The organism is Acinetobacter beijerinckii CIP 110307 (genome assembly GCF_000369005.1).
Lineage (GTDB): Bacteria > Pseudomonadota > Gammaproteobacteria > Pseudomonadales > Moraxellaceae > Acinetobacter > Acinetobacter beijerinckii.
In genome coordinates, this window is record NZ_KB849763.1 from 95,486 (window position 1) to 122,431 (window position 26,946).

Genomic DNA, 26,946 nt, shown 5'->3' on the forward strand with positions numbered 1-26,946 from the left:
ATTTTCGCCACCAATTAACTGGTCAAACTGAGTTCCTGTGACCAAGTCGATTTCGGTTGTTGATGTAGATGCCAACACACTTGAGCAATCGATTGTATCAACTTTTGATTCTGATCATCCCATTTTTCTAGTGTGCAGTAAGCCACATGAATTCCTTTAGGATGAAACTCTCTTGCCAATGACTGTGATAAGGCTCGAATACTGGCAAACATACTCATCGTCAATAAATCAGCTTGCTTTTCTGCACCCTCTGATCTTACACCAAGGAAAATCAGTGATCCACGTTGCTGTTTAAGCATATTTGCAATCATAGCTTGCGAAACACTGACTGCATTTAAACCTGTAACTTGCCAATATTGTTCAATCAATTCAGGAGATACAGTATTGATATGATCAGCACACCCAAACTTCGGCTGGATAATACATAATTCAATCTTATAGCTCTGTTGTTGAATATATTTGACTAGACTTTTTAATGAGCCATTCAGCAAAACATTCAATCGAATAATAGTGCTTTGATTTTCAGAACTGATAATTTTTAAATCTTGCTGAGATGGATCATGAGTTACTTGAAAAATATGTAATGGATGGTCTGAATCAAGATTGATAAAGGCTTGACTCAACAAGTCAATATTTCCACCAAAGACCACCATACAGCGTTGAGCATTTTTTGATGATTTTAATAATCGTCCTAGCTTATTCATCATTTTAAAAGCGCTCCTGATACGGACGTAAATCTAATTCATGTGTCCATAAATCATTGCTTTGCTGATATAACATTAAATAATTATCAGCAATTGCCTCAATATTTAAACCTCCTGTACCACGCGTTAATCTTGCTAAACGCCCAAGTCCAAATAAGGCTTTATTAACCCGATCCCCATCGACCATGCCATCAACTACAACATGTGCAATATGTATATTTTTAGACTTATACAGACTTGCTAAATTATGTGCATAAGCACGTAATGCTGATTTACCCATGGTAAATGCAGCAAAAAATGGTTTACCACGCATTGATGCACTCGCACCTGTGAAAATCAGAGTTCCTTTTTGTTGTTGTTCAAAAATCTTCAAACAAGACTGCGAAACCAAATAAGCAGACAAAAAAGTTGAACGCCACATTTTTGAGAAAAAAGACAACTGCGTTTTTAAAAACAAGGATGGAATATTGCCACCAACATTATGAGCAACAACTTCTAGCAGTTCATTATTTGCAATGATCATGTCGAATAAAGATTGAATCTGTTGATCATTTTCTGCATCTAAACAATAAGCGACAGCACTCCCACCTTGCTCAGCAATCGTTTGAGTCACTGCTTGTAATTTATTGAGCGTTCGTCCTACAACATAAACCTTTAACCCAGATTGAGCAAAGCGCCGTGATACAGCAGCCCCAATCCCTTGTTCTGCCCCGACTCCAACGACAACAGCGACTCGCGTACTCATATCTGTTTGATCCAAGCAGAAATATTTGAATAGCTGTTAATTTTTGCACCCCACACTTTACTGGTTCGGACAATCTCTAAAAGCTGTGAAGTAACTGCAATATCGGCTATTGTTTTTTGTTCCCCAACTAACCAACCAGTAGCACTCAGCATCAGTTCTATACGTTCTAAATGACGAATAAACTCTGCTTCAATATCGGCTTTTGCCATACGTCCTGTACCTTGCATTTTCAGTTGAAAACTGAGTGCCGACTTCAATAAAGGTTTCATCAAAATCACTTCATGCTTTGGGCGACCTTGCGCACTAATCGCTACAGCATGATCTAAAGCCTCGGCATCACTCACTCGAAAGTGGATCTCATAGAAATACAATAATTCATCTGCCCAGTCTTCCCACAACTCAGCATAAGCTTTTTGTATCGGATCTAGCGGATAAAGACGTAGTAAGTCAGGATAAGTTTCATCCAAATAACGTGCGATGCGGGTGCTGTCTTGAATCCGCTGTCCATTAATATCCAGTACAGGTACTTTCCCGACCTTACTCAACATTGGAACCTTAGCCCCCAACACACCATTATAATTGATGGTTTCAAATTCAATCCCTTTAAATTTCAACATTCTTGCTACTTTTTGACAAAAAGGTGAAATTTCCCACTGATGTAAAGTAACCATTATTTTTCTTTCCTTTGGGTTGATGTTTTAATCACAATCAGATTAGTCACGCCGATCAATATACTCAATATAACCACGTCCCTGCGTAGCCACTCCTGATCTACTACCATGCCAGTGGTATCCACCAACATAGCCAGTCGCTAGACCAAAAAGCATTGGCGTATCGACAGTAGCATGAATATCGAAAAGTAAGTTTTTATGCTTATCTATGACTTGCCATCTAAATGTTTCAGGCAAACTCATTAAACTGCCATCTTGTCCCTGCGCGACTTCGGCTTGTAAACTCAAGACTTCAAAATGTACGTTTGCATCTAAATGAACTGCTGTTCCATCTGCTTGTCTTAACATCGCAAATGCTGCAACTGAATGGTCTAAAATAGTGACATAACCCAACAAGAGCTGTGTGGTTGCATCAATCGTCAAAACTTGATAGGTAAAGAAATCCGCTGGGATCTTCAACCATTTTGGGATGGTTTTATTCAATGGATAAACCAATGAAGGTGCTTTCCAATGTTCCCACGTAGCTAAACCTGATACCTGTTGCGTCTGATCCTGATAGGTAATTTCACCCTCATAATTCATCAACAGACTCATGTGCTGGTAAATCGCACTGTGAGCAAACCAAGAATTTGCACCCGTGGCTGTAAGCTTTAAATCAACAGCAAAATCCTCCCTACGACTTATCAATCGAAAATGTGGATACTGTCCTGATATTTCTGCATTCTCACCAAATTTGATTAAATTATGTTGTGGATCGAATTGAATATCGTGCTGGATGGAATAGCTCGAAAATGCATTTTTATTTGCCAAAGCAGTACCATGAACCAAAACTGCTGTATTAAGTGGCCCATCTTTGGGGTTAACGAAAGCATCAGCATCTACCACTTTTAATCCTAGCATGCCAAGAATTGAAGCAAAACTTAGAAAATAATGTGGTGCAGGCAAATCAGCAATCATGATGCCAAAATGAGTGCCTTTAAATGGAAAAGGATTATTAATGGCTTGATAAAAATCTGGGCTCGGATACGGAATATTTTGATTCGGACGTGCAACTCCCATGATACGACTCGCAGCCTTGGTCAATAAACCAATGACATGATCTTTAAGTCCACGATTAGTTTTACGACTATTCGGCAGCATTCGCCCTGTTATCGTAACTGGAATATCTGATTGAATTTGTTTAGACATCATTTTTATTCTCAATTCATCAAAAACGCTTTATTTATCTTTTAACAATTGCCTTACTAAATTGAAAAAAGAAGGTTTTTACACCTTCTTTTTTGATTAATTATTTTTGACGAATAATCATATTAGTCGCTGTTGCATGGGCATACAATTTGCCTTCTTCATCTCGAAGATAGCCCTCTGAAATGACTAAGTTACGTCCAACATTGATCACTTTTCCTTCAGCGATGAGTTTCTTATTAAACGGCATTGGACGACACATTTTGATTGCTAAATCAGTCGTGCCGTATCCTTCACCCGCTGCCAATACGGTATGGCACGCGCATCCTGTGACAGAATCGAGTACTGTCGCAGCAAAACCACCATGCACCCCCCCTAGTGGATTGGTATGACGCTCATCTGCCGTCGCCATAAAAACGATACGACCAAACTCAACCTCTCCAACAACGTCCATCCCCATAGTTTTTGCAATACCAGGTGCGGGTACTAGACCTTGTTGAAATGCTTGCATGATTTCTAAACCAGTCATTTGATTTGGACTCTTCATTGATTTACTCTCTTTTTAGGTCTTTATAAAAACAATATTTACAGATAGAACGCTATTAAACATAAATAAATGAGCTAAGCTGCCTTTCATCCATTTAAATAAATTTTGATCGTGATAGCAGCTAGAGTAGATCATTCAATTAGGATACTAAATGATGTGATGTTTCATTTAAGCCTAGTTTTAATTTAGTTTGAGCCACAATATCAGTTTCATCTGTATCATTCGGATGAAAATCAAAACGGTAATAATCTAAAAATTTTGGAATAAAAACTTTATATTTTTCTCTACCATGATGCATAAATTTACGCCAAGAATTTAAATTGAATAATTGACGATCACGTTTCAAAAGTACCACCTGATATAGCGTCGACAGAACCGTAATCATGGCTAAACTAAAGGTGAAAATAGCAATACGAGGAATATAAGCAGCTAGTCCTTTACCATATAAATATTGATACATATCATAGGCAACGGCTTTATGTTCAGTTTCTTCTACACTATGCCATAACCATAAATTGCGTATGGTTTCATCTGTCATTAATTCGTTCACGTCTTTCATCATTTCCACAACTAAAACTGCGGTGTAGTGTTCAAGACCAACTGTAACCAACAAATTCCACTTTTTAGGAAAAGTACGTTCAATCGCTTTTAGAACAATACCTGTCATTTTTTCTAATGACTCTGGGTCTAAACCATACTGCTGCGCGCACTGATGGAATGCATGATGTTCTTTAGAATGCATCGCCTCCTGACCAATGAAAGCTCCAATATCACGATCAAGCTGCTCATTATTTTTAACCTGAGCTCTTAAAGCCCGAACCGAACGGACGAAATAAGACTCACCTTCTGGAAATAAGGTAGACAAACCAGTGAAATAATGAGTAAAAGTTGGCTCATTATTACACCAATATTTAGGCATATCCTGAAATTCATAGTCCATTCGACGTACTGGAAATGATGCAGGTGTTTTTTGCTTTGATTTTTCTTTCAACACTGACGACATTATTGTTCACCTCAAGAGTTTTAGCTCAAATTAACAAGTTCTAAAAAAGTACTTGTTAAATCAAAATAGAGATAGATAGATTTCTTGTCAATCTTGTTACCATCATTCCTTAAAAGTTGTCCTAAAATGACTGTCATCTTCCTTAAAAGACAAATCCAACTATTTTTATAAATTTATATTTATATTTATAACTTATAATTAAAAAATAACTTTAAAACAAATACTTAAATAAAAAATTATTGATTTTAAAAATTGAAACTTGTCTTTATGAACTGCTATTTCATTAAGTCGTTCTGAAGTAAATATTGATAACTTTGTTGAGTACTCGATAAAAACTCAATGGGCCTCTTTCCTAATATCATCACCTTACACTTTCTAATTGGTTATAAATTAAGATTTATTTTTTTAATAGTTGTGTTATCATGCTAGATCAATTGGGGGTGTTTCTGGCTTCGACGCTGGTGATGAAACTCATAGATGCATGTCGAGAGCGCATTTTCTCTCGTAAATCAAATTTGCATTTTTTAGTCGCAAACGACGAATCATACGCTCTAGCTGCCTAAGGGCAGCTTGTCCGCCTCTCCGAATACTTGTGGTTAGAGAGTCCGACTGAAGCGCACGCACACAAGTCCGTATAAAGCCAAGCCTCGGGGCTTTGTACTAAACTTAGAGGATCGCGATTTGTACCCTGTTCGTCGGGTCACAAAGAGTTAAAACAATAGACGATATCTAAGCATGTAGTATTCTCGAGCGTAGTGCTGGCGGACGCGGGTTCAACTCCCGCCACCTCCACCAAATACATAAATTTATATCACTTCATTTAGCGATATATAAGACGAAAAGGCTTAAACTGTAATGGTTTAAGCCTTTTTTCTTGCCTATACATAACTGATCTTAACTTTATATAGTATTGCTCACCGTGTATCCCTACGTGTACAGACCATGAATTTCACCCATTAAAAAACCCTCCGAAGAGGGCCAATTATTGAATACGTATCAGTAACTATAACAAACGTCTAACTTTCCTTTGATCTGTTTAGTACAGAACCAAGCCCCATCTTTATAAGTCTTAATCACTTGCTTTGTTTTTGCTTCACGATAATATTCTTTTGCATCTTGCAAAGTATCTGCGTTACGACCTAACGAAATGGATCTTTCTTCAGCATCAGGGTTCATTGTATTTTCTTCAATTAAATATTCCTTATCACCTATTTTTAATGCTTTATACATACCTCCAGCACCTCCACCAGAAGAAATAACACATTTAGTTGGAATATTTTTCCCATTCACTTCAATACATTTCCCTTTTCGATCAGGATTCTCATGTGCAAATATAGAAGTTGATGCTGTCATAGCCAGTAACAAACCTAATGTTTTTTTCATATATGTGCCTTTCTAATAGTTCATTAATTCTTAGATTATAAATAAGCACAAAGAATATATACTAATCAGTTTATTTTTACGAACTAAAAAACCTACCTCAAAATGAAGTAGGTCTAGTGATATACACTAAAGTCTGAAATATGGGATGCTTTTGCACATTACGCAAAGGGATTTTAATTAGCTAAAAATAATAATCACTAACCATAATTAGTTTTATTTGACTTTTACAGCGAATAAATTAATTTTACTTATTACATCAATAAATCTCAAAAAGCCCCCTTAGTAACAAGTAGTTTGTATCCCTAGTTATTAGCAGTTATTTAATTATCAATATATTCAATAACTTACAAAAAGCGGCTTTATATTGACAAGATTTTGACATACTTGCTAGTTTTGGCAGAGCTACAAAAAAATTAATCTGTTATATTCAAATTAAGTTCATATCAAAGTATGACATATAAGTTTGCTAACTTCGTTATAGTTAAAGCTCTATCAAAATAAAGAGCTTCATCAACCTCCACATTATCAGGGAACTTATTACCTGTTAGGACATAACCCCAGCATTAAATACTTTTGTATTCGTTTGAGCATTAGCGATATTTTTAGTTGTATCAAGTAGTGCATGAAAACAACCATTACACGTGAGAATAAAACATCTTCAAGATAATTAAATAGCTTTCAAGCATAATATACTAATATTTAAAAAATTTATCTATTTTTGATTCTTTTCACCCAATATAGAAAACATCAATGGTAAATTTTTACCACAATGCTCAATCCTGTATTTTTCATTTTCTTTAATCATATTGCTAAAACAGTTATATGATGAGTAATCATATTCTTTGAATTCGAGAATATTTATTCCATGATTAATTAAACTTGTAAATATTTCACTCAGGCTATGATTCCAAGTGATTGTTTGATAGTTTATTTCTGCTGATGTATCAGCATAAGAGCCAGTAGATGTTTCATTTATAGGATCATCGTTGAAGTAGCTGTATGTTATATTTTTAAATTCATCATCAAACATCCATATTACTGGATGAAACTCAACAATTAAAAACTTACCGCCAATTTTTAAAAAATTGGATATCACGCTCGCCCATAAATCTAAATTTTCCAACCATCCTATAACCCCATAACTTGTAAAAACGTAATCGTATTTTTTGTCTAAAACACTGGGTAGTTCGTAAATATTGGCGCAAATAAAGTCTACATTTAGACCCAGTTCATCGTTAAATTCTTTTGCTTTTTTAATGGCTTCTTCTGAAAAATCTACCGCTGTAACATGAGCACCAAGCTGAGCCAAAGACATAGAATCTTGCCCAAAATGACATTGTAAGTGTAGGATGGATTTGCCTGAAATATTCCCTAAAATACCCAATTCTATTGGATTTAGCGTGTTTCTTCCTTTTAAAAAGGAAATATTGTCATAAAACTCGCTCTTAATATGCGTATTTGTTTTTAAATTCCAAGCATTCTTATTGATACTTATATAGTCACTCATCTTTGATCCTTAGTTTCAAAATTTTTTGCTATGTTTATTTCAATCATATAGCCCTTTTTACTACATTGTTTATTTTAAGAAAGTTGCTTTTTTGCGTTATAGATGAAATCCAGCATTTTTCAAGATTGAATATTTAAATCTATGAATCTGAAAAATCCATTCATTTTAGCCATACAATTAGGATTTTCTAACATCATGATAATACGCTTTATGCTAAATACTTGAATTGTTCCTATCAGCATCAATATCTTAAAATAAGCCGTTCCAGAGTTCATTGTTGCGATTTCTTAATTCGTTCAGTTGAATAATCATCACTGTAGATTTGAGTATCTTGTTTGTTGTCTAAGTCTAACAACCAAGTCGACTACTGCATTATGGTAGGTTTTATGAGTAGTTTGAATTTTAATAGCATGGTTTAAACACAAGCAAATATTGATGCAACTTAAAGTCGCGAAACACCTAGTAGTTTATTTATTAACAAGTTTTCCTTTTTTACATACTTGAAAAACCTAGATAAACCGAGTGTAGGCTTTAGTGAATTTCGCTCAATTCTGAGACGCAGCAACTTTGTTAAAGTACTGCATCAAAATCATAAATTTTTCGAATATAATTTTATTCGAATTAATTAATTTTAATTAACAATTAAGATCAATAATCAATCCATTAATTCTTAGTTATTAAATAGCAAGAACGTACAGTTCTGATTTTACTCAGCCGTCTCACTCCCCAACAGGGATGGAAAACTTAAGTTGATTACTGCTCTGATCTGTTGACATTGTGATTGGTTTAACCATTTTTTGATTATATTCTTTGTCTGAAATTAAGCCCCTATTTTTCGCTTTTTCAATCGAGTTGAACTGCTGCTCTTGCCGCTGAGCATTCAAAGCATCAAAATGTCTATGTTCAAGATAATATTGAGATTTATCATGAGGACTCATATTTGAAGTATTCGATTGAATTTGCTGTTGCTTCTCCAAATCATAATTACTTTGGTTTATGCGATCATTTTCTTGTTGTCTATATGACTCAAAAAAATCAACTTGCTCACTGCTGCTTTGAGCACTTAGCGATTCATTATTTTTTAGCATCAAAATAGATTTATTTTTTTTGAAAATATCATCAGCACTATACGCCGCGCCACAAATTACCGTACTTATAAGAAGAATTAATATTTTTTTCACTAAGTATACTCAACATAAAATAAATCAATTTAATGAATATTTTATTATTTCTACACAATTATTTCAAACTGATGAAAAATCAACTATATGATTTTGGTACAAATGAAGTCCTCATAACGTTTGCTTCAACGCATACAATAACTCTTTGATGAGCTTCACAATAGAGTGTCTAAAATCTGCGACACTCTTTTTTTAGTTTTTTAATGACATAACGACAGACCAAAGCTTTACTTATCTAGAAAATATTCCCAAATAATGAAACCAATTCCAAAACCTAGGAATGAATAAAGCGTAATAATAAAGAAGACAAAACTGGCTTTGTTTTTCTTTCTTAGAAAACTCATATCGATATCCTAGCATTCATTAAAACTATATTTTAACCAGTTAAGCCATGAACAGTAGACACAGTTTTAGACAAAAAAAATATAACAGCGGCTGTCCTTCTAGGTTCTTCTACTGCAAATATTAAGCATTTATCAGTGATCAGACAGAGCTATAAATAATAAAAGAAGTTTGCTTTATATCTCTGACATAGATCACTTCAAAACTATTAATGCGGTGCAGGTCCACCCTTAATTGCTTTAGGTTTAGGACTCATCCAAATCAAAATACTCGCGAAAATAAATACAAGCGCCAAAATCATGAAAACATGATTGGCTGATATCGTGATTGCTTCTTTGTCGACTAAATTTGCAATCGTCGCTAAGGTCGCATCAGATGAAAAACCATTTTGCATTAATGTATTTTGTACTTCTTCTGGATGTAAATTATTGACCATTTCGCTACGAGCATACTTAGTATGATCATCCCAAATTGTTACCGCAATTGAAGCACCGATTGCGCCCGCCATTGTTCTCAAAAAATTCATTAAGCCTGCGGCAGAAGCCATTTCTTTAGGCAGTACCGAACCCATTGCAATATTTGAAAGTGGAATAAAGAAAAATGGAACTGCGAAGCCTTGTAAAATTTGTGGCCAAGCTAGAGCCATGAAATCAGCATCAGTCACCCAAAATGCGCGCATCAATGTTACAACGCCCAACAAAGCCAAACCAAAACTTGCTAAGGCTCTTGGATCGTATTTGGTTGAAAGTTTAGCAACTATCGGTGACATTGTTAAACTGCCAAATCCCATCGTTGCTGTTAAATATCCTGCCCAAGTTGCGGTATAACCTAAATTGATTTGCAGCCATTGTGGAATTAAAACAATACTTCCAAAAAAAGCACCAAATCCAAATGCTAAAGCGGACACTGAAACTGCAAAGCCTCGATGTCGGAAAACGTATAGATTTACAACAGGATGCTTTTCAGTTAACTCCCAAATCATAAAGACAATAAAACCAATCACTGCCGTCAGCGCTAAAATGATAATGCTACTGCTATTAAACCAATCTCGCTCATGACCTAAATCCAGCATCAATTGTAAAGCACCAATCCACAGCACCAACAAACCAAGACCAATTGCATCGATACGTAATTTTTCAGTTTTAGTCTCTGCTACTTTCAGTAAACGGAGTGTGGCTAATACACAGAAAATACCGACAGGAATATTGATAAAGAAAATCCAGTGCCAAGACAGATTATCACTGATGAAACCACCCAAAATTGGCCCAAGAATAGGTCCAATGACAGTGGTCATTGCCCAAAGCCCCATCGCTTGTGCATGCTTTTCTGGTGGAAAAATTCGCATTAACAGCGTTTGGCTTAACGGCATGAGTGGACCACCACACAAACCTTGTCCAATACGGAAAAATACCAACATTTCCAATGATGTGGCTAAACCGCAAAGAAAAGAAAAAATGGTGAAACCAATTAAACCGAACACAAACACTCTGACTGTGCCAAAACGTCCTGCTAACCAACCTGTGAGTGGAACACAGATTGCTTCGGCAACGGCATAAGAGGTAATTACCCAAGTCCCTTGAGAGCTGGAAACGGCCAAGTTACCAGTAATATGTGGGACTGAAACATTGGCAATCGTGGTATCAAGTACCACCATAAAGTTGGAAAGCGCAATGACAAATGCGGCGAGCAGTAATCGACCGCCACTGAGTTCTGCAAAAGGATTCTGCGTTTTCATAGCTGATTACTTCGATGCGAGATCAATATCCGCTTGCATCGACAACCCAACACGTAATGGATGTTCTGCAAGTTCTTTTGGATCAAGCGTAATACGTACTGGTAAACGCTGAACCACTTTAATCCAATTTCCTGTCGCATTTTGTGCGGGAATCAGAGCAAAAGCAGCTCCTGTTCCACCCGAAAAACCCTGAACAACACCGTGATAAACAACATCATCACCATACAGATCAGAAGTTAATGTGACTTTTTGCCCTGCTTTTACTTTGGCAAGTTGGCTTTCTTTATAGTTTGCATCGACATAAAGTGCTGTAACTGGAACAACAGACATCATCGCTGTTCCAGGAGCTACACGCTGCCCTATTTGAATATTTTTACGTGTAACAATTCCATCTACAGGCGCACGAATCACTGTACGCTCCAAATCGAGCATGGCTTGATCTAGATGTGCTTTTGCCACAAGAACGTCTGGTGTAGAGGTTTCATTTGCGCCTTTGATCAGTGCATCGTTTGCAGCAAGCGTACTTTCAGCAGCTTTACGACTAGATGTGGCTTGAGCTAAACCTGCCTGAGCTAAATCTAAACTTGCTTTAGCCGTAGAAACAGTACTTTGAGCTTTACTCAATTCTTCTTTTGAAATCGCACCTGTTGCTGCCAATTCATTACGGCGCTGTAATTCCAAGTTAGCTCGATCATAATCTGCTTGAGCTTTAGTAACTTGAGCTTGTGCACTATTAATTTCATCGTTACGGACGACAACTTGAGAGTTCAAAGAACTGCTATTTGCTTCGCTTTGTTTGTATTGACGTTGTGCTTTAGTAAGCTCAGCTTGTGCTTGAGCCAATTGAATTTTTGCATCACGCTCATCAATTTTTACTAAAACATCACCCTTTTTTACTTGCTGGGTATCTTTAACTAGAACTTCAGCAACCTGCCCACTCACCATTGAGGTGATTTGAGCTGTTTCTGCACCCACGTAGGCATTATCAGTGCTGACAGAATGATGAAAGAACAACGCCCAAAAACCATACAGAATTGCAGCGATAATGAGAATAAGCGCGAAAAATCCTAAAAACTTTTTACGTTTTGCTTTCATTGCATCATCAGATGCCAAATCTGAAGCAGCATTCTGTTGGTTTGCTTGAGCGTCAGTCATACGTTATTCCTGAAATTAAAGATATTTTTAACTTTTGGTTTAATCAGCCGTCCAGTCTAGTTTTTGAAACTTAACTGAATGTTAAAAAATCCAATCAAAATATGAGTCATTATTGGAATGGCAATTTTATCCATAAAAAATCATATTGCGAGAATAAAAAAAATAACTGTAGCGTTCAATTCTTATATTTAGATAATTTTTCCAATTACTTTTAAATAAAAAAAGCGCCTCAAGGCGCTTTCATTTTCAATACATCATTTAATAAGCATAAGACGCAATAGCAGTGGCGATTGGCTTATCTTCATCATTCACCATCGTCATACGCATAGTGCAACCTTTTCGCCCTAAACGTAAGGTTTCTGCACGTGCAATAAAGTATTTACCACGTCCAGGTGCAAGATAATCGACACGCATATCTACGGTAGCCAAACGTGAAACTTTTTTAATCGTATCCGTTAAATCTTCTGGTGTTGCACGGCGGTAAAGTTGTTCCATTGCCACTACACCACCAATACTATCCAGCATCGTTGCAGCAACACCACCATGTAAGATTTGGAAAGCTACATTACCAATCAGCTCTGATTGCATATCAATGTAGCCCTCAATTTGATCGTCAACCACTCGCATGACCATGCCACAGTGCTTAAAAAATGGTGAAGAATTAAATGCTTTACACAGCTGTTTCAATACCACGCCATGATCGGCTTTAGCACCTAACTGAATATTACCTGTCCAGTTTTTCTTTACATCATTCATACGCTGTCTAAATCCAAAGGAACGATAAACATCCCATTATTTTGTACAAATCTAAAATTATGGGGCTACAATAGCGAGGATATTTAATTGACCTAAGCCGCTGAGTTCTCCCCTAGCATCACTTAAATGATTCAATTATTCCTATAGTGTAATACTGAACATCGAGATTGTTATGACTTATACGTTCAATCGCCCTGCATTTCCAGCGACTCGCATGCGCCGTATCCGTAAAAATGACCAATTACGAGCGATGGTCAGCGAAACACAACTGACAGCTAATCATTTGATTTATCCAGTTTTTGTGCTTCCAGGACAACAGCAAGTTCAAGACATTCCGAGCATGCCAAATGTTCAACGTTTATCTGCTGATTTATTACTCAAAAAAGCGGAAAGTTTACTCGAACTAGGCGTTTCAAAACTTGCATTATTTCCCGTGACACCACAAGAAGACAAAAGTTTAACGGCTGAAGCAGCATGGCATGAAGATGGATTAGTCCAAACAACATGTAGACTACTCAAAAAAGAATTACCTGAGATGGTACTCATCACTGATGGTGCACTTGATCCTTATACCACTCATGGTCAAGACGGCATTATTGATGAGACGGGCTATGTGCTCAATGATGAAACGGTTGAATGCTTAATCAAACAAGCATTGAGCCATGCAGCCGCAGGTGCAGATGTTGTTGCCCCAAGTGACATGATGGATGGTCGTATTGGTGCAATCCGTCAAGCACTTGAACAAAACGGTTTTATTTATACCAATATCATGGCTTATTCAGCAAAATACGCATCAAGTTTCTATGGTCCATTTCGCGATGCAGTTGGTTCAGCAAGTAATTTAAAAGGTGGTAATAAGTTTAACTACCAAATGGATGTAGGTAACCGTGCTGAAGCATTACATGAAATTGCTTTAGACATCCAAGAAGGCGCAGATATGGTGATTGTCAAACCAGGAATGCCATATCTCGATATTGTACGCGAAGTGAAAGATACCTTCGGCGTGCCAACTTTTATTTATCAAGTCAGCGGTGAATATGCCATGCTTGCAGGTGCGATTCAAAATGGCTGGTTATCTGATAGTGTGATTTTAGAATCATTGATGTGTTGTCGTCGTGCAGGTGCAGATGGTATCTGGACTTATTTTGCTGAAGAAGCAGCGCGCAAACTGAAAGAGATGAAATAACTCTCCGAAGCTACAACACTCCTCACCTCTTTAATAGGGGGGAAGGAATCTTTAAATTGGTTTAACTTTATTATGCATATTGCCATCATTGGTGCAGGGATTAGCGGCTTAATGACAGCACTTGAGCTTGCTGAACAAGGCTGTTCTGTCGATATTTTTGATCAACAGCAAGCAGGTCAAGCTGCATCTTGGGCTGGTGGTGGTATTTTATCGCCTATGTATCCTTGGCGATATGCACCCGAAGTTAACCAATTAGCTCAGTTTGGAAAACCGCTCTATCAAATGTGGAATGAAAAACTCTACCCAATCACAGGGATTGATTTTCAGATTCACGATACAGGCATGCTAATTTTCGATCAGGACGATTTTGAAGTTGGACTCAACTATGCATCAACTCATCATGAGCCAATGCAACAATGTGACCTATTAAATCGCAAACAACTTGAAGCGGTAAATCCACATATTTCAGAACAATTTGAGCAAGCAATTTATTTTTCGCAGCTTTCCAATGTTCGTAATCCGCGTCTACTACAATCTCTGATCAGTTATTTAAAACAACATTCTAAGGTTCGTTTTTTTGAACATTGCTCGATTGAAAAACTCATCATTAAAAATAAAAAGGTGCATGGCTTACAGTTAGATGATGGACGACAATTTTTTGCTGATCATGTTGTGCTAAGTTCAGGTGCTTGGAGTAAACAATGGTCTAAGCAATTACAACGCAATATTCCAGTGCAACCTGTACAAGGTCAAATGCTGTTATTTAAAACACCTGAAAACTGGCTACCGACCATGTGCATGAATCAGGTCATGTATTTGATTCCACGTCAGGATGGTCATATCGTGTGTGGTTCAAGCATGGCTGAGTGTGGATTCAATACTTCAGTCGATATGCAAACTCAACATAATATTTTCGCTGCGTGTCTGAGCATGGTGCCTGAATTAGAAAAATTTCCGATTGTAAAACGTTGGGCTGGTTTGCGTCCAAGTTCTCCACAAGGGATTCCCTACATCGGTGAAATGCCTAACGTGAAAAATCTATGGGCGAATTTTGGACATTTCCGCAACGGATTATGTATGGGTGCAGGTTCAGCAAAATTGCTCAGACAATTAATATTAGGACAAGAAACGATTGTCCAAGCTGCTGCCTACTCACCTGAACGCTTGAAACAAGATAATTTAGTTTTCCAATAATATGTCTTTGAGTGCTGCATCTAGAGTTGGAAACTTAAATTGAAAGCCATGATCTAGCAAAGCCTGAGGTTCTACATATTGACCATTGAGAATCAATTGAGATTGCTCACCTAAAGCCATTTCAAAGACACATTTAGGCATCGACAGTAGAGGCTTACGTTTGAGAATCTTCGCGGCAACTTTAACAAAAGCGTGCTGATTTATTTTTTCAGGTGCGACTAAATTATATACTTTTTGCGAAGCCTCAAGTTGCATCAAAAAAAGAATAGCAGATAGAACATCTTGAATATGAATCCAAACAATAGGTTGCTGACCTGATCCAATTTTGGCAACAACATTTAATTTGATGGGTAATAACATCTGCGGCAAAATACCACCATTCCCAAACACAACACCTAAACGGATAATTTTGGTATTTTGTTGATTAAATTTTAATGCAGTTTGCTCCCAAGCTTGGCAAAGTTCCGACATAAAAATTGCTTGCGGAGGTGTGTTTTCATCACAAACATCCACCCAATGTTCTTGAGGATCAATGCCATAATAACCAATTGCCGAACCTGAAATAATAGATTTAGGGAAAATACTTTTTCGCTCTAACCACTCATAGAGCTTTTGAGTCATTTCAACACGGCTTTGAATAAGCTGATGTTTTCTGGTATCACTCCAACGTTTTTGACCGATATTTTCACCCGCTAAATTAATCACGTAATCAATATCAGTTGATGCAATTTGATCAAAATGATTGATCCATATTAAATCTGAATGATGGGAAGCTTTATTTTTTTGTCGCGTAAGTGCGATAACTTGAAAGTCATTTTCCAATAAATAAGGTAAAAGATAAGAGCCAATAAATCCACTTGCTCCAGTCACTAATACCGTCATTTTTTTCATGGGTCTACCTATCAAAAATGAATCTAATAAACAGTCTTAGCAAAATCAAAGTGAATTACAAGTGAACTTTATTAAACTAATTAAACATCTTGTTCGCCATTCGTTGTGCTTGTGCGCCATAGAACCAAAATGTAATTAGATATAGCGGTATGGCTACCATTAACCACATTGCAATCACTACGAATAAAAACTGAGGTTGCTTTAAATAGAGTAAAAAATTTTGCCAAATTTCAGGATCTTTACGCGCAAAAATAAAAAGACCTGATAGCAAACCCAAAGCATTATAGCCCCAAAATATTAAACTAAATCCCAAACTGAAACGTATTTTTTCTTGCGGACTAGGCGCACGGCGTTGTTGCTTTAAAAATTTGAATAAAACATAAATCATTGCGATCAAATAAGGTATCGCTGTGAGCACACCAGCAATGCTATTTGGTAAAATAGCAGCAAATACGCCTGCAACTAATGACAAGAGCAAACAAATTATAAAAAACCATAAATAGTATAAACGAAGTGAAATCATGTAGTTAAACCTAATTTGAGTGGTTTCATAAATTAATTATAAATTTTTTTCACTTTTTTTTCATTTTTATGTCAACCATTCCTCAACTTGTGCCGTTATATAGGGTACAAGGTCGCAGCAACCGAAGTTTGATTGCACGGCATCCGCAATTTTTTCGGTGACCTTTCATTATGACTCTCCATCTTTAGAAATTGTTTTGTTAGCAGCCAAAACTTTTGATAAAGATTTTGACCGACGATTTATCATCACTCGAATCGTCGGTTTTTATTTTTCTAATGATACAAAAATAAAAACATAGGATTAGCCATGAACTCGATTATCTATTTTGAAATTCAATCCTCCAATCCTAAACGCGATACTCAATTTTATCAAAATGTCTTTGGTTGGCATTTCGAGCATATAGACGGTCTACCGATAGAATATTATCGTATCGAAACAGAAGGGATTCATGGTGGATTACTTCAACGCCCAGTCGCCTTTCCCTCGACTGGGTGTGGTATCAATGCGTTTACCTGCACGATTGAAGTAGACAGTTTTGACAAAACTGCAGCTAAAATTTTAAGCTTGGGCGGTCTTATAGCGATGGAGAAATTTGCGATTCTTGATCGTTGTTGGCAAGGCTATTTTCTCGACCTAGATAATAATGTCTTTGGTATATGCGAAATAGATGAGAATGCAAAATGACAGTGTTATACTAAATTTTCATAAAATTAAGATAGTTAATTCAAATAAAAATGAAATGTCCAAACTGTCAAAGCGAAGTTGTGAATGAAAATATCAATATCCAAACGGATATGGGGAAATGTCAAAATTGCAATCATATATTCAGAGTATCTGAAAATTTTGATTCATCACCCCAATTCGCTTTTGATATTAATCAACCACCCAAAGGTGCTTGGTATAAAAACGATATTCAAGAAATCAGACTTGGTGCAACCCTAAGAAGTCCAGTGGCTTTCTTACTTATTCCATTTATGCTGATTTGGTCAGGCGGTTCATTGGGTGGGATTTATGGTACCCAAATAGCGAATCAAGAATTTAGTATCTTACAAAGTTTATTTGGTATTCCCTTTATCATCGGTACATTCATTTTTGGTTTTTTTACGCTTTTAATGATGTTCGGAAAAGTAGAGTTAACCATTGATCGTCAAGGTGGAAAGGTCTTTACAGGTATTGGGAAACTCGGTAAATCAAAACCTTTTATTTGGAATGAAGTGAGTCGAATCAGAGAAAATCATATTCAAAATGCTTCCAACAAACAACAAGGACAAATATTTATAGATGCCGCGCAACCCATTCGCTTTGGTTTGGGCTTATCTCCAGAACGTCAACATTATCTATTTCATGCATTAAAACGAATACAAATGCAGTATAAACCTGAAAGAAGATAATTCATTGCACCAATGAAATTCAACCCGTTGATTTAGATTTTAAAGGATTGGTATAGCCTATCTTAAAACGCTAAATCAACTTATCGCATCAGTGTTTGATGATTCAAATAAAAATTTGGAATTATTTACCCTGAAACTGTGGCAAACGCCTTGCAAGCATGGCTCGAACACCCTCTTGAGCATCCTCAGATTCAAATAATGGTTTAAGGTAGTTATCCATTTTCTCAAACGCAACTGTCTGTCCTAAAGTCACTCCATCGGTTGCAGAAGCTAATAGAGCCTGCACTGCAAGTGGTGCAGCAATACAAATCTCTTTAGCAACTTCGATCGCACGCTCAAGTTGCTTACCTTTTTCTACAACCTCAGAAACAAGATTCAACTCATTGGCTTTTTGAGTGTCAAAGGTTTTACCTGTAAGCAAATAAGGCATCGCTTTTTGCCAACCTGCTGCCTGTACAAAACGAACCGTTGCACCGCCAAAAGGCATAATCCCCCGTAGTACTTCGAGTTGCCCAAACACAGTATCTTCGCTGGCTATTACCACATCTGCATTGAGCATGAGTTCCACTCCAGCGGTATAACAAATACCCTGCACTGCAACCACAACAGGTTTAGTTCTTTGTCTTCCTGCAACGCCCCAAGGATTAATTTGAGCATCTGCAAAATTAAAAATCCCATGCGGAATTTTCGGTTGTAATTCCACTAGGTCTAGACCAGCGGTAAAATGATCACCATGCGCAAAAATGACAGCACAACGTAATTCAGGATTATTTTCATATTCTGTTAATGCTAAAGATAAATCCTCAATCATATGGCTATCAAACGCATTGCGTTTTGCCACACGATCTAAACCGATCAACATAATATGATCAATCATTTCACGGCTTACTTTTCCTAAGCTCATTTTCTATTTCCTATTATTTAGTTTTTCGTTACCAAACTAGTTGATCGTTTTAAAATGATCAAGCGATATCTTGTAGCTACTTTCTGCTTGGCTAAGCTCTACTTTTTTCTAGAATACGTGCTACCTTATTCGCATTCATTTCATTATTAGATTCACTTATGACCGTGCGTTTTTTTCATACGTCTGACTGGCATCTGGGACAGTTTTTTTACAACCATTCCCGCCACTACGAACATGAACAATTTCTTGCATGGTTACTTGAGCAAATCAAAATTAAACAACCGCATGCCTTACTCATTGCAGGCGATATTTTTGATGTGATCAATCCGAGTTCTCAAGCACAAAAGCAGCTTTATCAATTCCTTGCCGATGCTCATGATCTTGCACCACAGATGCAAACATTGATGATTGCGGGAAATCATGATTCAGGCTATCGCATTGAACAAGTTGAACCCTTACTTGAAAAATACAATGCCAAAACAGTCGGAGTGATTCGCTGGAATGAAGATAAAAGCTTAGATTTAGATCGTTTAATTTTGCCGATTTATGATGAGCAAAAACAAATTGTCGCATGGTGTATTGCCCTACCTTTCTTACGTTCAGCTGAAATTACAGGTTTCAATGAAAATACCACTAACAGTCAAAATGCGATTGCTTATTTACATCAACATTTAATCGCTGAAGCAAAACGCCGTAAAACCGATGATCAAGCTTTAATTCTGATGTCACATGCACATATGCAAGGTGGCGAAGCTTCAGATTCTGAACGTCCAATTATTATTGGTAATGAAGAGGCGCTTTCAACCACGCTGTTTGATGATGAGATTGACTATGTGGCTTTAGGACATCTGCATAAACCACAGAAAGTTGGGCAAGATCATATTCGTTATAGTGGCTCTCCAATTCCTTTGTCATTTAGTGAGATTCACTATAAACACCAAGTGCTTGAAGTCACGATCAATCCAACGAAAACTGAAAATCAAGTTGAATTCGAAGCAATTGCCATTCCGCGAGCAATTCAATTACACAAAATAAAAGGTGAACTCAATGACGTCATGCAGCGACTCAAAAATCTGCCACAGGGTGTCATTGAATGTATAGATCATCGTGAATATGTTGATATTGAATATCACACGGCAACGCCTCCCCAGCCGAATCTTAGACAACAATTTGAAGATGCCCTGCCTAAAGATCGTTACCGTTTAGTGCGGATTTCACGACAATATTTATCCAATGAAACCAATGCAGAAACTGAATCAAAAGTTAATTTAGAACCACCAACACCCGAAAAACTGTTTCAACAAATTTGGGAGAAAAAAGGCTACAGCATTGATGATGGGGTCAGCAAAGACTTTTTAAGCTTAGTTGCTGAAGCACAAAAAAAACTTGAAGATGATCAAATAGTTTAAGGATTTGCCATGAAAATTTTATCCATTCGACTAAAAAATCTGGCATCTCTTGCAGGTGAGCATTTTATTGATTTTGAAAGTGAGCCTTTAGCACATGCTGGATTGATTGCGATTATAGGAAAAACGGGTGCAGGTAAATCCACCATTTTAGATGCGATGTGTCTTGCCCTATTTAATAAAATTCCAAGACTCAAAGACAGTGATGGCAAATTGTTAGATGTGGATGGTTCAGAATTACTTACTAATTCTCCCCTCACCGTATTACGTCGTGGTACTGGTCATGGATTTGCTGAGCTGTGTTTTGTCGCACAGGATCAAAAACATTATTTAGCGCGTTGGGAAATTAAACGTGCCCGTGAAAATGCCAATGGTAAATTACAAAGTGTACAACGCTCATTGAAATGCCTCACCGATGGCGTGGTTGTCGCAGATAAAACCAAAGCCGTCGAAACGCATATTCAACACATTACACAGCTTAGTTTTGAACAATTCACGCGTGCTGTGTTACTGGCACAATCCGAAGTAACCGCTTTTTTAAAAGCACGTGATAATGAACGTGGTGAATTATTGGAATATCTGACCAACTCCAGTATTTTTGCCAAGATTGGACAGTTGGCTTTTGAAAAAACCAAAGAAGTTCGCTTACAACGAGAAAAATTAGAAAGTGTTTTAGGACACATTGAAATTCGTTCTGATGAAGAAATCGCTGAGTTACAACAGCAATTCAAACAGCTACAGCAACAAGTACAAAAACTTGAAAGTGAAAAAAATCAATTCAAGCAACAACAACAGTGGTTTGAACAACGCGATAAAATTAATCATGAAATTGGATTAAAACAGCAACAGTTTGATCTGCAACTTAAAGCCCAAGAAAACATCGCCAAAGATCGGCACTTACTGGGTCAATTAGAAACATTTGCTGAGATACGTCCTATTGTATTTCAACAACAACAGTTGCAAAAAACTTTGCAACAACTCGCGCCACAAATTCAACAAAAGGGCAATGAATTTAGTACCTTAACCACTCAATTTGAGCAACAAAAAACGCTTTATACACAAGCAGAAACAACACTCAATCAATTTCAAGATTTCGAGCAAAAGCATCACAAAGAACTTGCCGATTTAAGAACATATTTGCAAAAACGCGAACATATTAAAGACGACTATAACAAAACCAAGATTCGACTGACTCAACTGGAAAGTCAGCAGCAACCACTCATCGCGCAACAACAACAGCTTCAACAAAGCATTCAAAACTTGAGTGCACAACATACGGCTTGCTTAGAACAGTTAAAACACAGTGCTCAATACGCTCCTTTGGATAAAGGCTTAAATGCCCATATTCAACAACTCAAGCAATTTATTCAGCAATATCAAAAAGTAGAAAACACATTAGGCTCTATTCAACAAGCACAGACCAAACTTAAACAAGATCAAAACACATTCAACAGTTTAATCATGCAATTTGGCACGACCCAACAAATTGAACAGCGTATTGAGCAACAGTCGAAACTAAAAGAAACCCAACAAATTCGCATCAATCAATTAGATACAATTCAACAAAAACTTCAGCATTATTTTGAATTAAAAAATGAGGTGCTTACCTCGCAAAACAAATTTGAAGCTGTACAAAAGCAAGCTCAAGAGCTAGAACAACGCAGCAAAAAAACTGAGCAGGAATATCATACTGCCAAAACTGAACGTGAGAAACTACAACAGGTTTTGCAACAACAACGTCTATTGCATGCTGAAAATATTGAACATCTACGTGCTGAACTCAAACACGGCGAAGCCTGTCTAGTCTGTGGCAGTACTGAACATCCTTATCGTGATGACGAGAGCCAAATCTCTAAAGCGTTATATGTCTTGCAGCAACAACAAGAACAGCAAGCGATTCAGCAGGAACAACAGTATTTCCAGCTTTGGCAAAAAGCTCAACAACAATTCACCCAAAGCCATACTGAACATAATCAATTGCAAAAGCAGTTGCAGCAATTGAATGAAAAAGTAAAAGCACATGATCAGGTGCTACAACAGCATGTATTACAGACGAATATTCAACTCGATTTCAGTCTCACTGAGTATGACATCACAACTAAGATGCAAACATTAGTTTTAGAAGCATCACAAATTCAACAGCAGCTTGAAAAAGAATTATTACAACTGAATCAAGCCAATAAAGATCAGCATGTGCTTCATCAAAACATTCAAAATACACGTCATCAACTAGAAACCGTAGAACACTTACAACAACAGATTCAACATATCGTGGATTGTCTCAATGCAGACGATAAAATTGCTTGGTCAAAACAAGGCGCGTCATTCTCACAACACGTATTACACGCATTGCAACAACGTAGCCAACACCTAGAGCATGCAGAATCACTCATTAAACAGAAAGAACAAATTGATCAGCAGTTGAATGTATTAAAGACCACTTTGGCGGGGCTCACTACGCAACAAACAGAGTGCGCGCAACAATTAAAAGACATCGAAATTAAAGGCAAACAGAATACGGATGCTGCTAACCAGCTAATTATCACCATGACAGGCTCCAATGAACTCAAAGCCAACGAATGGTTACAACAGCATGATCAACAACGTCAGCAATTGCAGAGTAAATATCAGCAAGTGAAGCAAAGTTTTGAACAAGCTCGTCAGAATTATGAGCAACAGAAAAATGTGCTCGAACAACTCAAAGCACAGCAACAACAAAATCATGATTCTCTTGAACTATGTAAAACAGAAATCATCAATTGGTTAGCTCAGCATCAACTTCTTGCAGAAGATCAACTCAGCGAATTACTTGCGATTTCATCAACTCAAGAACAGCAGATTCGAAATGCAATACAACATGCAGATCGGGCGATCAGTGAAGCAAATTCTGCACTGAAAACTATTCAAGAACAGTTAAATACGCTTCTTCAATCAGAACCCAATATTCAGGTTGAACAACTGTCTGAATTGATGAGAGCCAATCAAGAAACTTTACAACAGACAACAGATCAACGTGATCAACTTAAACTTCAACTGGAAGTTCATCAGCAAAATTTAGCCAAACAAAAGCAATTTACGGATCAGATTCAACAGATCCAACAACAAGAACACCGCTGGAATAAAATTTCTAGTCTGATTGGTGACGCCAAAGGAAAAGATTTTCGTGATTTAGCCCAACAGTACAATCTCGACATTTTACTTGAATATGCCAATCAACAATTGGCGATGTTGTCTCAACGCTATACCTTAAAACGTTTAGACAATTCGCTGAGTCTTGCGATTATTGATCATGATATGGATGGTGAAACCCGTTCAGTGGCTTCACTGTCTGGTGGGGAATCTTTCCTCACTGCCCTCGCCATTTCATTGGCGATTGCCAATATGGCATCAGGTTCTATGAAAATCGAATCTTTATTTATTGATGAAGGCTTTGGGACTCTAGATGCATCTTCTCTGCATATGGTGATGAATGCGCTGGATCAGTTACAGAGCCAAGGGCGTAAAGTCATTTTAATTTCACACATTCAGGAAATGCATGAACGCATTCCTGTGCAGATTCAGGTACAGCCGATGGGTTCAGGTTCGAGTCAGATCGAAGTGGTTGGATAAAAATAATAACTTTAATGGAAATTAAAGAAATGCAACAAGATGACTTATTCAAATTAATATCTATCTATAAACGTATGTCTGATCAAGAGCTTACTGAATATGTTTGTTTACATAACTTAGAAATGGAATTATATGCTGTACTATGCGCAAATTTTTTTAATCCGTCCTCCTCTAATGAAGATCATACTTATTTCAAAAAATTGACAATAGAATTATTACTTGAAGAATCTCCTCTTACCCGTTGTAAGTGGTTTTCTTCAATTAAACAAGCGATTGATCAACATGATTTAGAATTTAGCTAGTTACAATTTCTGAGTAAAATTATGAGTTAACTAATTTTATGATGGTTGAATTATCCTGCAAAACAAACCTAATGAATATCAATAAAGCTGTTATTTTCGACCTTGATCAAACTTTACTCGATAGAACAACATCTTTGATCAATTTTTTAACTTGGCAAACGAATTACTTTCGATTAGTTCCCAATCAAATCAAACAACAATTTATCCAACGCTTTCTTGATATAGACGAAAATGGTAAAGTTTGGAAAGATGTGGTTTATGAGAAATTAACTCAAGAGTTTATGATCAAACATATTTCTAAAGAGCAACTCTTAGAAAGTTATATCAATGATTTCAACAAATTTTCATGTTGTTTCAGAAATGTTGAAGAAACCATTCTTGATCTTAAGCAAAAAGGTTATTTAATTGGATTAGTCTCTAACGGAAAGACACCCTTTCAAGAACATAATTTCTATGCTTTAGGCTTATCTGAATTCTTTTCAAGTATCATCGTTTCTGAGGCTGTAGGTCTTCGAAAACCTGATCCTAAAATTTTTCTATTATCTTGCAAGCAGCTAGGTGTTCATCCATATGATTGTATCTTTGTTGGAGACAATGAACTGGCAGACATACAAGGCGCAAAAGACGTTGGCATGAAAACAATTTTCTTTCATCCTAATTCAGAAGTTGAATCCATAATTTCTGATACTAACCTACATGATTACGAAAATTTCAGTGAGATTTTAAATCATTTAAAATTTTGATTACACTCAACTCTTACTTGAATAATCCCTTACCCCAAACAGTGCTGTACCTACCCTAACCATAGTTGAACCCGCAGCAATGGCAGCATCCAAATCGGCAGACATCCCCATACTCAAAGTATCCCAATCTTGAGGTTGTGCATGTAATGATTTCACTTGATCAAATAAAGTTTTAGCATCAGAAAACGCAGTAATATTATCAGGTGCTGGAATAACCATCAAACCACGTAAACGTAAATTTGGCAGTTGGCTAATTTGTTTTACCAATTCAGCAACCTCTTCTGGCTGACAACCATCTTTAGAGTCTTGTCCGTCAATATTGATTTGTAGACATATGTTTAATGGTTTATGGCTATCTAGGCGTTGATTCGATAAACGCTCAGCAATAATTAGGCGATCTACGCCATGCACCCAATCAAATTTTTCAGCCAAATGCTTGGTTTTATTGCGTTGAACATGACCAATAAAGTGCCATTCGATCTGTAAATCTTGTAATTCTTCAATTTTTTCTAAGGCTTCTTGCAAATAATTTTCACCAAAACTGCGCTGTCCAATCTGATACATCTCTCGCAAACTTTGACTCGGATGTGTCTTTGATACAGCCAATAACTGCACAGATTTAGGATCACGATGAACATGCTGACATGCTTGCTCTATTAGACTTAAAACGTGTTGATGAGCTTGTTGCGATTGATTCATTGACACAGTTCTCACTTATGAAATCTTTTTTTGCTTACACATTCTATAAGGTGTTGGTAAGCCTGAATGAAAGCCGTATATTATTCTACAAAATAATGAGACATTTTAATTTGTTTCGGGGAAATTATGGATATTACAGAATTACTCGCCTTTTCAGTGAAAAACGGTGCTTCAGATTTACACCTTTCAGCAGGTATGCCACCGATGATTCGTGTCGATGGTGAAGTTCGTCGCATTAACTTACCAGCATTAGAACATAAAGATGTACACCGTTTAGTGTACGACATTATGAATGACAAGCAACGTCGTGATTTCGAAGAAGACCTTGAAACAGACTTTTCATTTGAAGTTCCAAACATTGCCCGTTTCCGTGTGAATGCATTCAACCAAAACCGTGGTGCTGGTGCAGTATTCCGTACCATTCCATCGAAAGTTTTAACGATGGAAGATTTAGGATTAGGATCAATTTTTAAAGAAATTTGTGACTATCCTCGTGGCATCGTACTGGTCACAGGTCCTACTGGTTCTGGTAAATCAACCACCTTGGCTGCAATGATCGACTATATTAATGAAAATCGTTATGACCATATTTTAACAGTCGAAGATCCAATCGAATTTGTACACCAATCTAAAAAGTGTTTGATCAACCAACGTGAAGTACATCGTGATACGCATGGCTTTAATGCTGCATTACGTTCAGCATTGCGTGAAGATCCAGATATTATTTTGGTCGGTGAGATGCGTGACTTAGAGACCATTCGTCTTGCCTTAACTGCTGCGGAAACAGGACACTTGGTTTTTGGTACGCTGCACACCACCTCTGCTGCAAAAACCATTGACCGTGTGATTGACGTATTTCCTGCTGAAGAAAAAGATATGGTACGTGCCATGTTATCTGAATCTCTACAAGCGGTTATTTCACAAACACTGTTGAAGAAAAATGGGGGCGGACGTGTAGCAGCACATGAAATCATGATCGGTATCCCTGCGATTCGTAACCTTGTTCGTGAAAACAAAGTCGCACAAATGTACTCTGCTATTCAAACGGGTGCTAACTACGGTATGACTACATTAGATCAAAGTCTCAAGGCTTTAGTGTCAAAAGGTATGATTAGTCCTCAAACAGCGCGTACCGTTGCGAAACAACCCGAATCATTCCTATAAAAATAAATGGATTAGAGAAA

26 protein-coding genes and 1 other RNA gene are annotated in these 26,946 nt (G+C 37.0%); 10 read left to right on the forward strand and 17 right to left on the reverse strand.

Translation table 11 applies throughout. The features are described 5' to 3' along the window. Nucleotides 1-14: 14 nt before the first annotated feature. From F933_RS00425 to F933_RS00450, 6 genes are all read right to left on the reverse strand, one after another. A complete protein-coding gene (locus tag F933_RS00425) occupies nucleotides 15-707 on the reverse strand; it encodes a Rossmann-fold NAD(P)-binding domain-containing protein (RefSeq protein WP_005057377.1) in 693 nt (230 codons plus the stop codon). A gap of 1 nt (nucleotide 708) precedes the next feature. After that, nucleotides 709-1,449 carry an SDR family NAD(P)-dependent oxidoreductase gene (locus F933_RS00430; protein ID WP_005057379.1) on the reverse strand — a complete coding sequence of 247 codons (741 nt, stop codon included), beginning with the start codon at nucleotides 1,447-1,449 and terminating at the stop codon, nucleotides 709-711. Further along, nucleotides 1,446-2,120, reverse strand: a complete 675-nt coding sequence (locus F933_RS00435; RefSeq protein ID WP_005057381.1) for a glutathione S-transferase family protein — start codon at nucleotides 2,118-2,120, stop codon at nucleotides 1,446-1,448. The genes F933_RS00430 and F933_RS00435 overlap by 4 nt, the downstream gene beginning before the upstream one ends. Before the next feature lie 42 nt (nucleotides 2,121-2,162). Further along, nucleotides 2,163-3,311: a DUF6670 family protein gene (locus F933_RS00440; RefSeq protein WP_005057382.1), complete on the reverse strand. Its 1,149-nt coding sequence runs from the start codon at nucleotides 3,309-3,311 to the stop codon at nucleotides 2,163-2,165. Nucleotides 3,312-3,408: 97 nt separating this feature from the next. Beyond that, a complete protein-coding gene (locus F933_RS00445; RefSeq protein WP_005056426.1) occupies nucleotides 3,409-3,852 on the reverse strand; it encodes a PaaI family thioesterase in 444 nt (147 codons plus the stop codon). Between the two features lie 139 nt (nucleotides 3,853-3,991). Then, a complete protein-coding gene (locus F933_RS00450) occupies nucleotides 3,992-4,855 on the reverse strand; it encodes a metal-dependent hydrolase (RefSeq protein WP_005057384.1) in 864 nt (287 codons plus the stop codon). Between the two features lie 436 nt (nucleotides 4,856-5,291). Between F933_RS00450 and ssrA the strand changes: the two genes are divergently transcribed. Then, nucleotides 5,292-5,650, forward strand: a transfer-messenger RNA (tmRNA) gene (gene ssrA / locus F933_RS16900). Nucleotides 5,651-5,851: 201 nt separating this feature from the next. On the opposite strand, the gene F933_RS00455 is transcribed toward ssrA, so the two are convergent. The 7 genes from F933_RS00455 to F933_RS00480 all read right to left on the reverse strand — a co-directional run bounded on the left by F933_RS00455 (nucleotide 5,852) and on the right by F933_RS00480 (nucleotide 12,914). After that, a complete protein-coding gene (locus tag F933_RS00455; RefSeq protein WP_005057385.1) occupies nucleotides 5,852-6,238 on the reverse strand; it encodes a hypothetical protein in 387 nt (128 codons plus the stop codon). Nucleotides 6,239-6,950: 712 nt separating this feature from the next. Further along, nucleotides 6,951-7,745: a class I SAM-dependent methyltransferase gene (locus F933_RS00460; protein WP_005057386.1), complete on the reverse strand. Its 795-nt coding sequence runs from the start codon at nucleotides 7,743-7,745 to the stop codon at nucleotides 6,951-6,953. Nucleotides 7,746-8,464: 719 nt separating this feature from the next. Continuing rightward, nucleotides 8,465-8,926: a hypothetical protein gene (locus F933_RS00465; RefSeq protein WP_005057388.1), complete on the reverse strand. Its 462-nt coding sequence runs from the start codon at nucleotides 8,924-8,926 to the stop codon at nucleotides 8,465-8,467. A 227-nt stretch (nucleotides 8,927-9,153) separates the two neighbouring features. Next, on the reverse strand, nucleotides 9,154-9,270 hold the full coding sequence (locus F933_RS17110) for a hypothetical protein (protein WP_005056434.1): 117 nt from the start codon (nucleotides 9,268-9,270) through the stop codon (nucleotides 9,154-9,156). Nucleotides 9,271-9,476: 206 nt separating this feature from the next. Beyond that, a complete protein-coding gene (locus F933_RS00470; RefSeq protein ID WP_005057390.1) occupies nucleotides 9,477-11,003 on the reverse strand; it encodes a DHA2 family efflux MFS transporter permease subunit in 1,527 nt (508 codons plus the stop codon). A 6-nt stretch (nucleotides 11,004-11,009) separates the two neighbouring features. After that, nucleotides 11,010-12,158 (reverse strand): HlyD family secretion protein, encoded by a 1,149-nt coding sequence (locus tag F933_RS00475; protein WP_005057395.1) that lies wholly within the window; start codon nucleotides 12,156-12,158, stop codon nucleotides 11,010-11,012. Between the two features lie 258 nt (nucleotides 12,159-12,416). Next, nucleotides 12,417-12,914, reverse strand: coding sequence for a thioesterase family protein (locus F933_RS00480; RefSeq protein WP_005056439.1), 498 nt, complete (start codon nucleotides 12,912-12,914; stop codon nucleotides 12,417-12,419). Between the two features lie 172 nt (nucleotides 12,915-13,086). Between F933_RS00480 and hemB the strand changes: the two genes are divergently transcribed. After that, a complete protein-coding gene (gene hemB, locus F933_RS00485) occupies nucleotides 13,087-14,100 on the forward strand; it encodes a porphobilinogen synthase (RefSeq protein ID WP_005057401.1) in 1,014 nt (337 codons plus the stop codon). Nucleotides 14,101-14,172: 72 nt separating this feature from the next. Beyond that, nucleotides 14,173-15,294 carry a glycine oxidase ThiO gene (gene thiO / locus F933_RS00490; protein ID WP_005057404.1) on the forward strand — a complete coding sequence of 374 codons (1,122 nt, stop codon included), beginning with the start codon at nucleotides 14,173-14,175 and terminating at the stop codon, nucleotides 15,292-15,294. Here thiO and F933_RS00495 read toward each other — a convergent pair. Both F933_RS00495 and F933_RS00500 read right to left on the reverse strand, forming a co-directional pair. Then, complete coding sequence (locus tag F933_RS00495; protein ID WP_005057406.1) at nucleotides 15,280-16,185, reverse strand: TIGR01777 family oxidoreductase; 906 nt, start codon at nucleotides 16,183-16,185, stop codon at nucleotides 15,280-15,282. The genes thiO and F933_RS00495 overlap by 15 nt on opposite strands. A 76-nt stretch (nucleotides 16,186-16,261) precedes the next feature. Continuing rightward, nucleotides 16,262-16,708, reverse strand: coding sequence for an ABZJ_00895 family protein (locus F933_RS00500; RefSeq protein ID WP_005056446.1), 447 nt, complete (start codon nucleotides 16,706-16,708; stop codon nucleotides 16,262-16,264). 306 nt (nucleotides 16,709-17,014) lie between these two features. Here F933_RS00500 and F933_RS00505 point away from each other — a divergent pair, with 306 nt between their 5' ends. Both F933_RS00505 and F933_RS00510 read left to right on the forward strand, forming a co-directional pair. After that, a complete protein-coding gene (locus tag F933_RS00505; RefSeq protein ID WP_005057408.1) occupies nucleotides 17,015-17,392 on the forward strand; it encodes a VOC family protein in 378 nt (125 codons plus the stop codon). 50 nt (nucleotides 17,393-17,442) lie between these two features. Then, nucleotides 17,443-18,099, forward strand: coding sequence for a hypothetical protein (locus F933_RS00510; protein WP_005057410.1), 657 nt, complete (start codon nucleotides 17,443-17,445; stop codon nucleotides 18,097-18,099). Nucleotides 18,100-18,220: 121 nt separating this feature from the next. Here the strand turns inward: F933_RS00510 and F933_RS00515 are convergent, their stop codons facing one another. After that, nucleotides 18,221-19,003: a crotonase/enoyl-CoA hydratase family protein gene (locus F933_RS00515; protein ID WP_005057412.1), complete on the reverse strand. Its 783-nt coding sequence runs from the start codon at nucleotides 19,001-19,003 to the stop codon at nucleotides 18,221-18,223. A 158-nt stretch (nucleotides 19,004-19,161) separates the two neighbouring features. On the opposite strand from F933_RS00515, the gene F933_RS00520 reads away from it, so the two are divergent. The 4 genes from F933_RS00520 (at nucleotide 19,162) to F933_RS00535 (ending at nucleotide 25,063) form a co-directional block, all read left to right on the forward strand. Then, entirely contained in the window at nucleotides 19,162-20,412 is a 1,251-nt protein-coding gene (locus F933_RS00520) for an exonuclease SbcCD subunit D (protein WP_005057415.1), read from the forward strand. A gap of 9 nt (nucleotides 20,413-20,421) precedes the next feature. Then, entirely contained in the window at nucleotides 20,422-24,018 is a 3,597-nt protein-coding gene (locus F933_RS00525; protein WP_005057417.1) for an SbcC/MukB-like Walker B domain-containing protein, read from the forward strand. Nucleotides 24,019-24,047: 29 nt separating this feature from the next. After that, nucleotides 24,048-24,320: a hypothetical protein gene (locus tag F933_RS00530; RefSeq protein WP_005057419.1), complete on the forward strand. Its 273-nt coding sequence runs from the start codon at nucleotides 24,048-24,050 to the stop codon at nucleotides 24,318-24,320. A 71-nt stretch (nucleotides 24,321-24,391) separates the two neighbouring features. Then, nucleotides 24,392-25,063, forward strand: a complete 672-nt coding sequence (locus F933_RS00535) for an HAD family hydrolase (protein ID WP_034710285.1) — start codon at nucleotides 24,392-24,394, stop codon at nucleotides 25,061-25,063. 6 nt (nucleotides 25,064-25,069) lie between these two features. Here F933_RS00535 and F933_RS00540 read toward each other — a convergent pair whose 3' ends face one another. Next, nucleotides 25,070-25,762 carry a YggS family pyridoxal phosphate-dependent enzyme gene (locus tag F933_RS00540; RefSeq protein WP_005057424.1) on the reverse strand — a complete coding sequence of 231 codons (693 nt, stop codon included), beginning with the start codon at nucleotides 25,760-25,762 and terminating at the stop codon, nucleotides 25,070-25,072. 126 nt (nucleotides 25,763-25,888) lie between these two features. Here F933_RS00540 and F933_RS00545 point away from each other — a divergent pair, with 126 nt between their 5' ends. Next, on the forward strand, nucleotides 25,889-26,926 hold the full coding sequence (locus F933_RS00545) for a type IV pilus twitching motility protein PilT (protein WP_005057427.1): 1,038 nt from the start codon (nucleotides 25,889-25,891) through the stop codon (nucleotides 26,924-26,926). Nucleotides 26,927-26,946 lie beyond the last annotated feature (20 nt).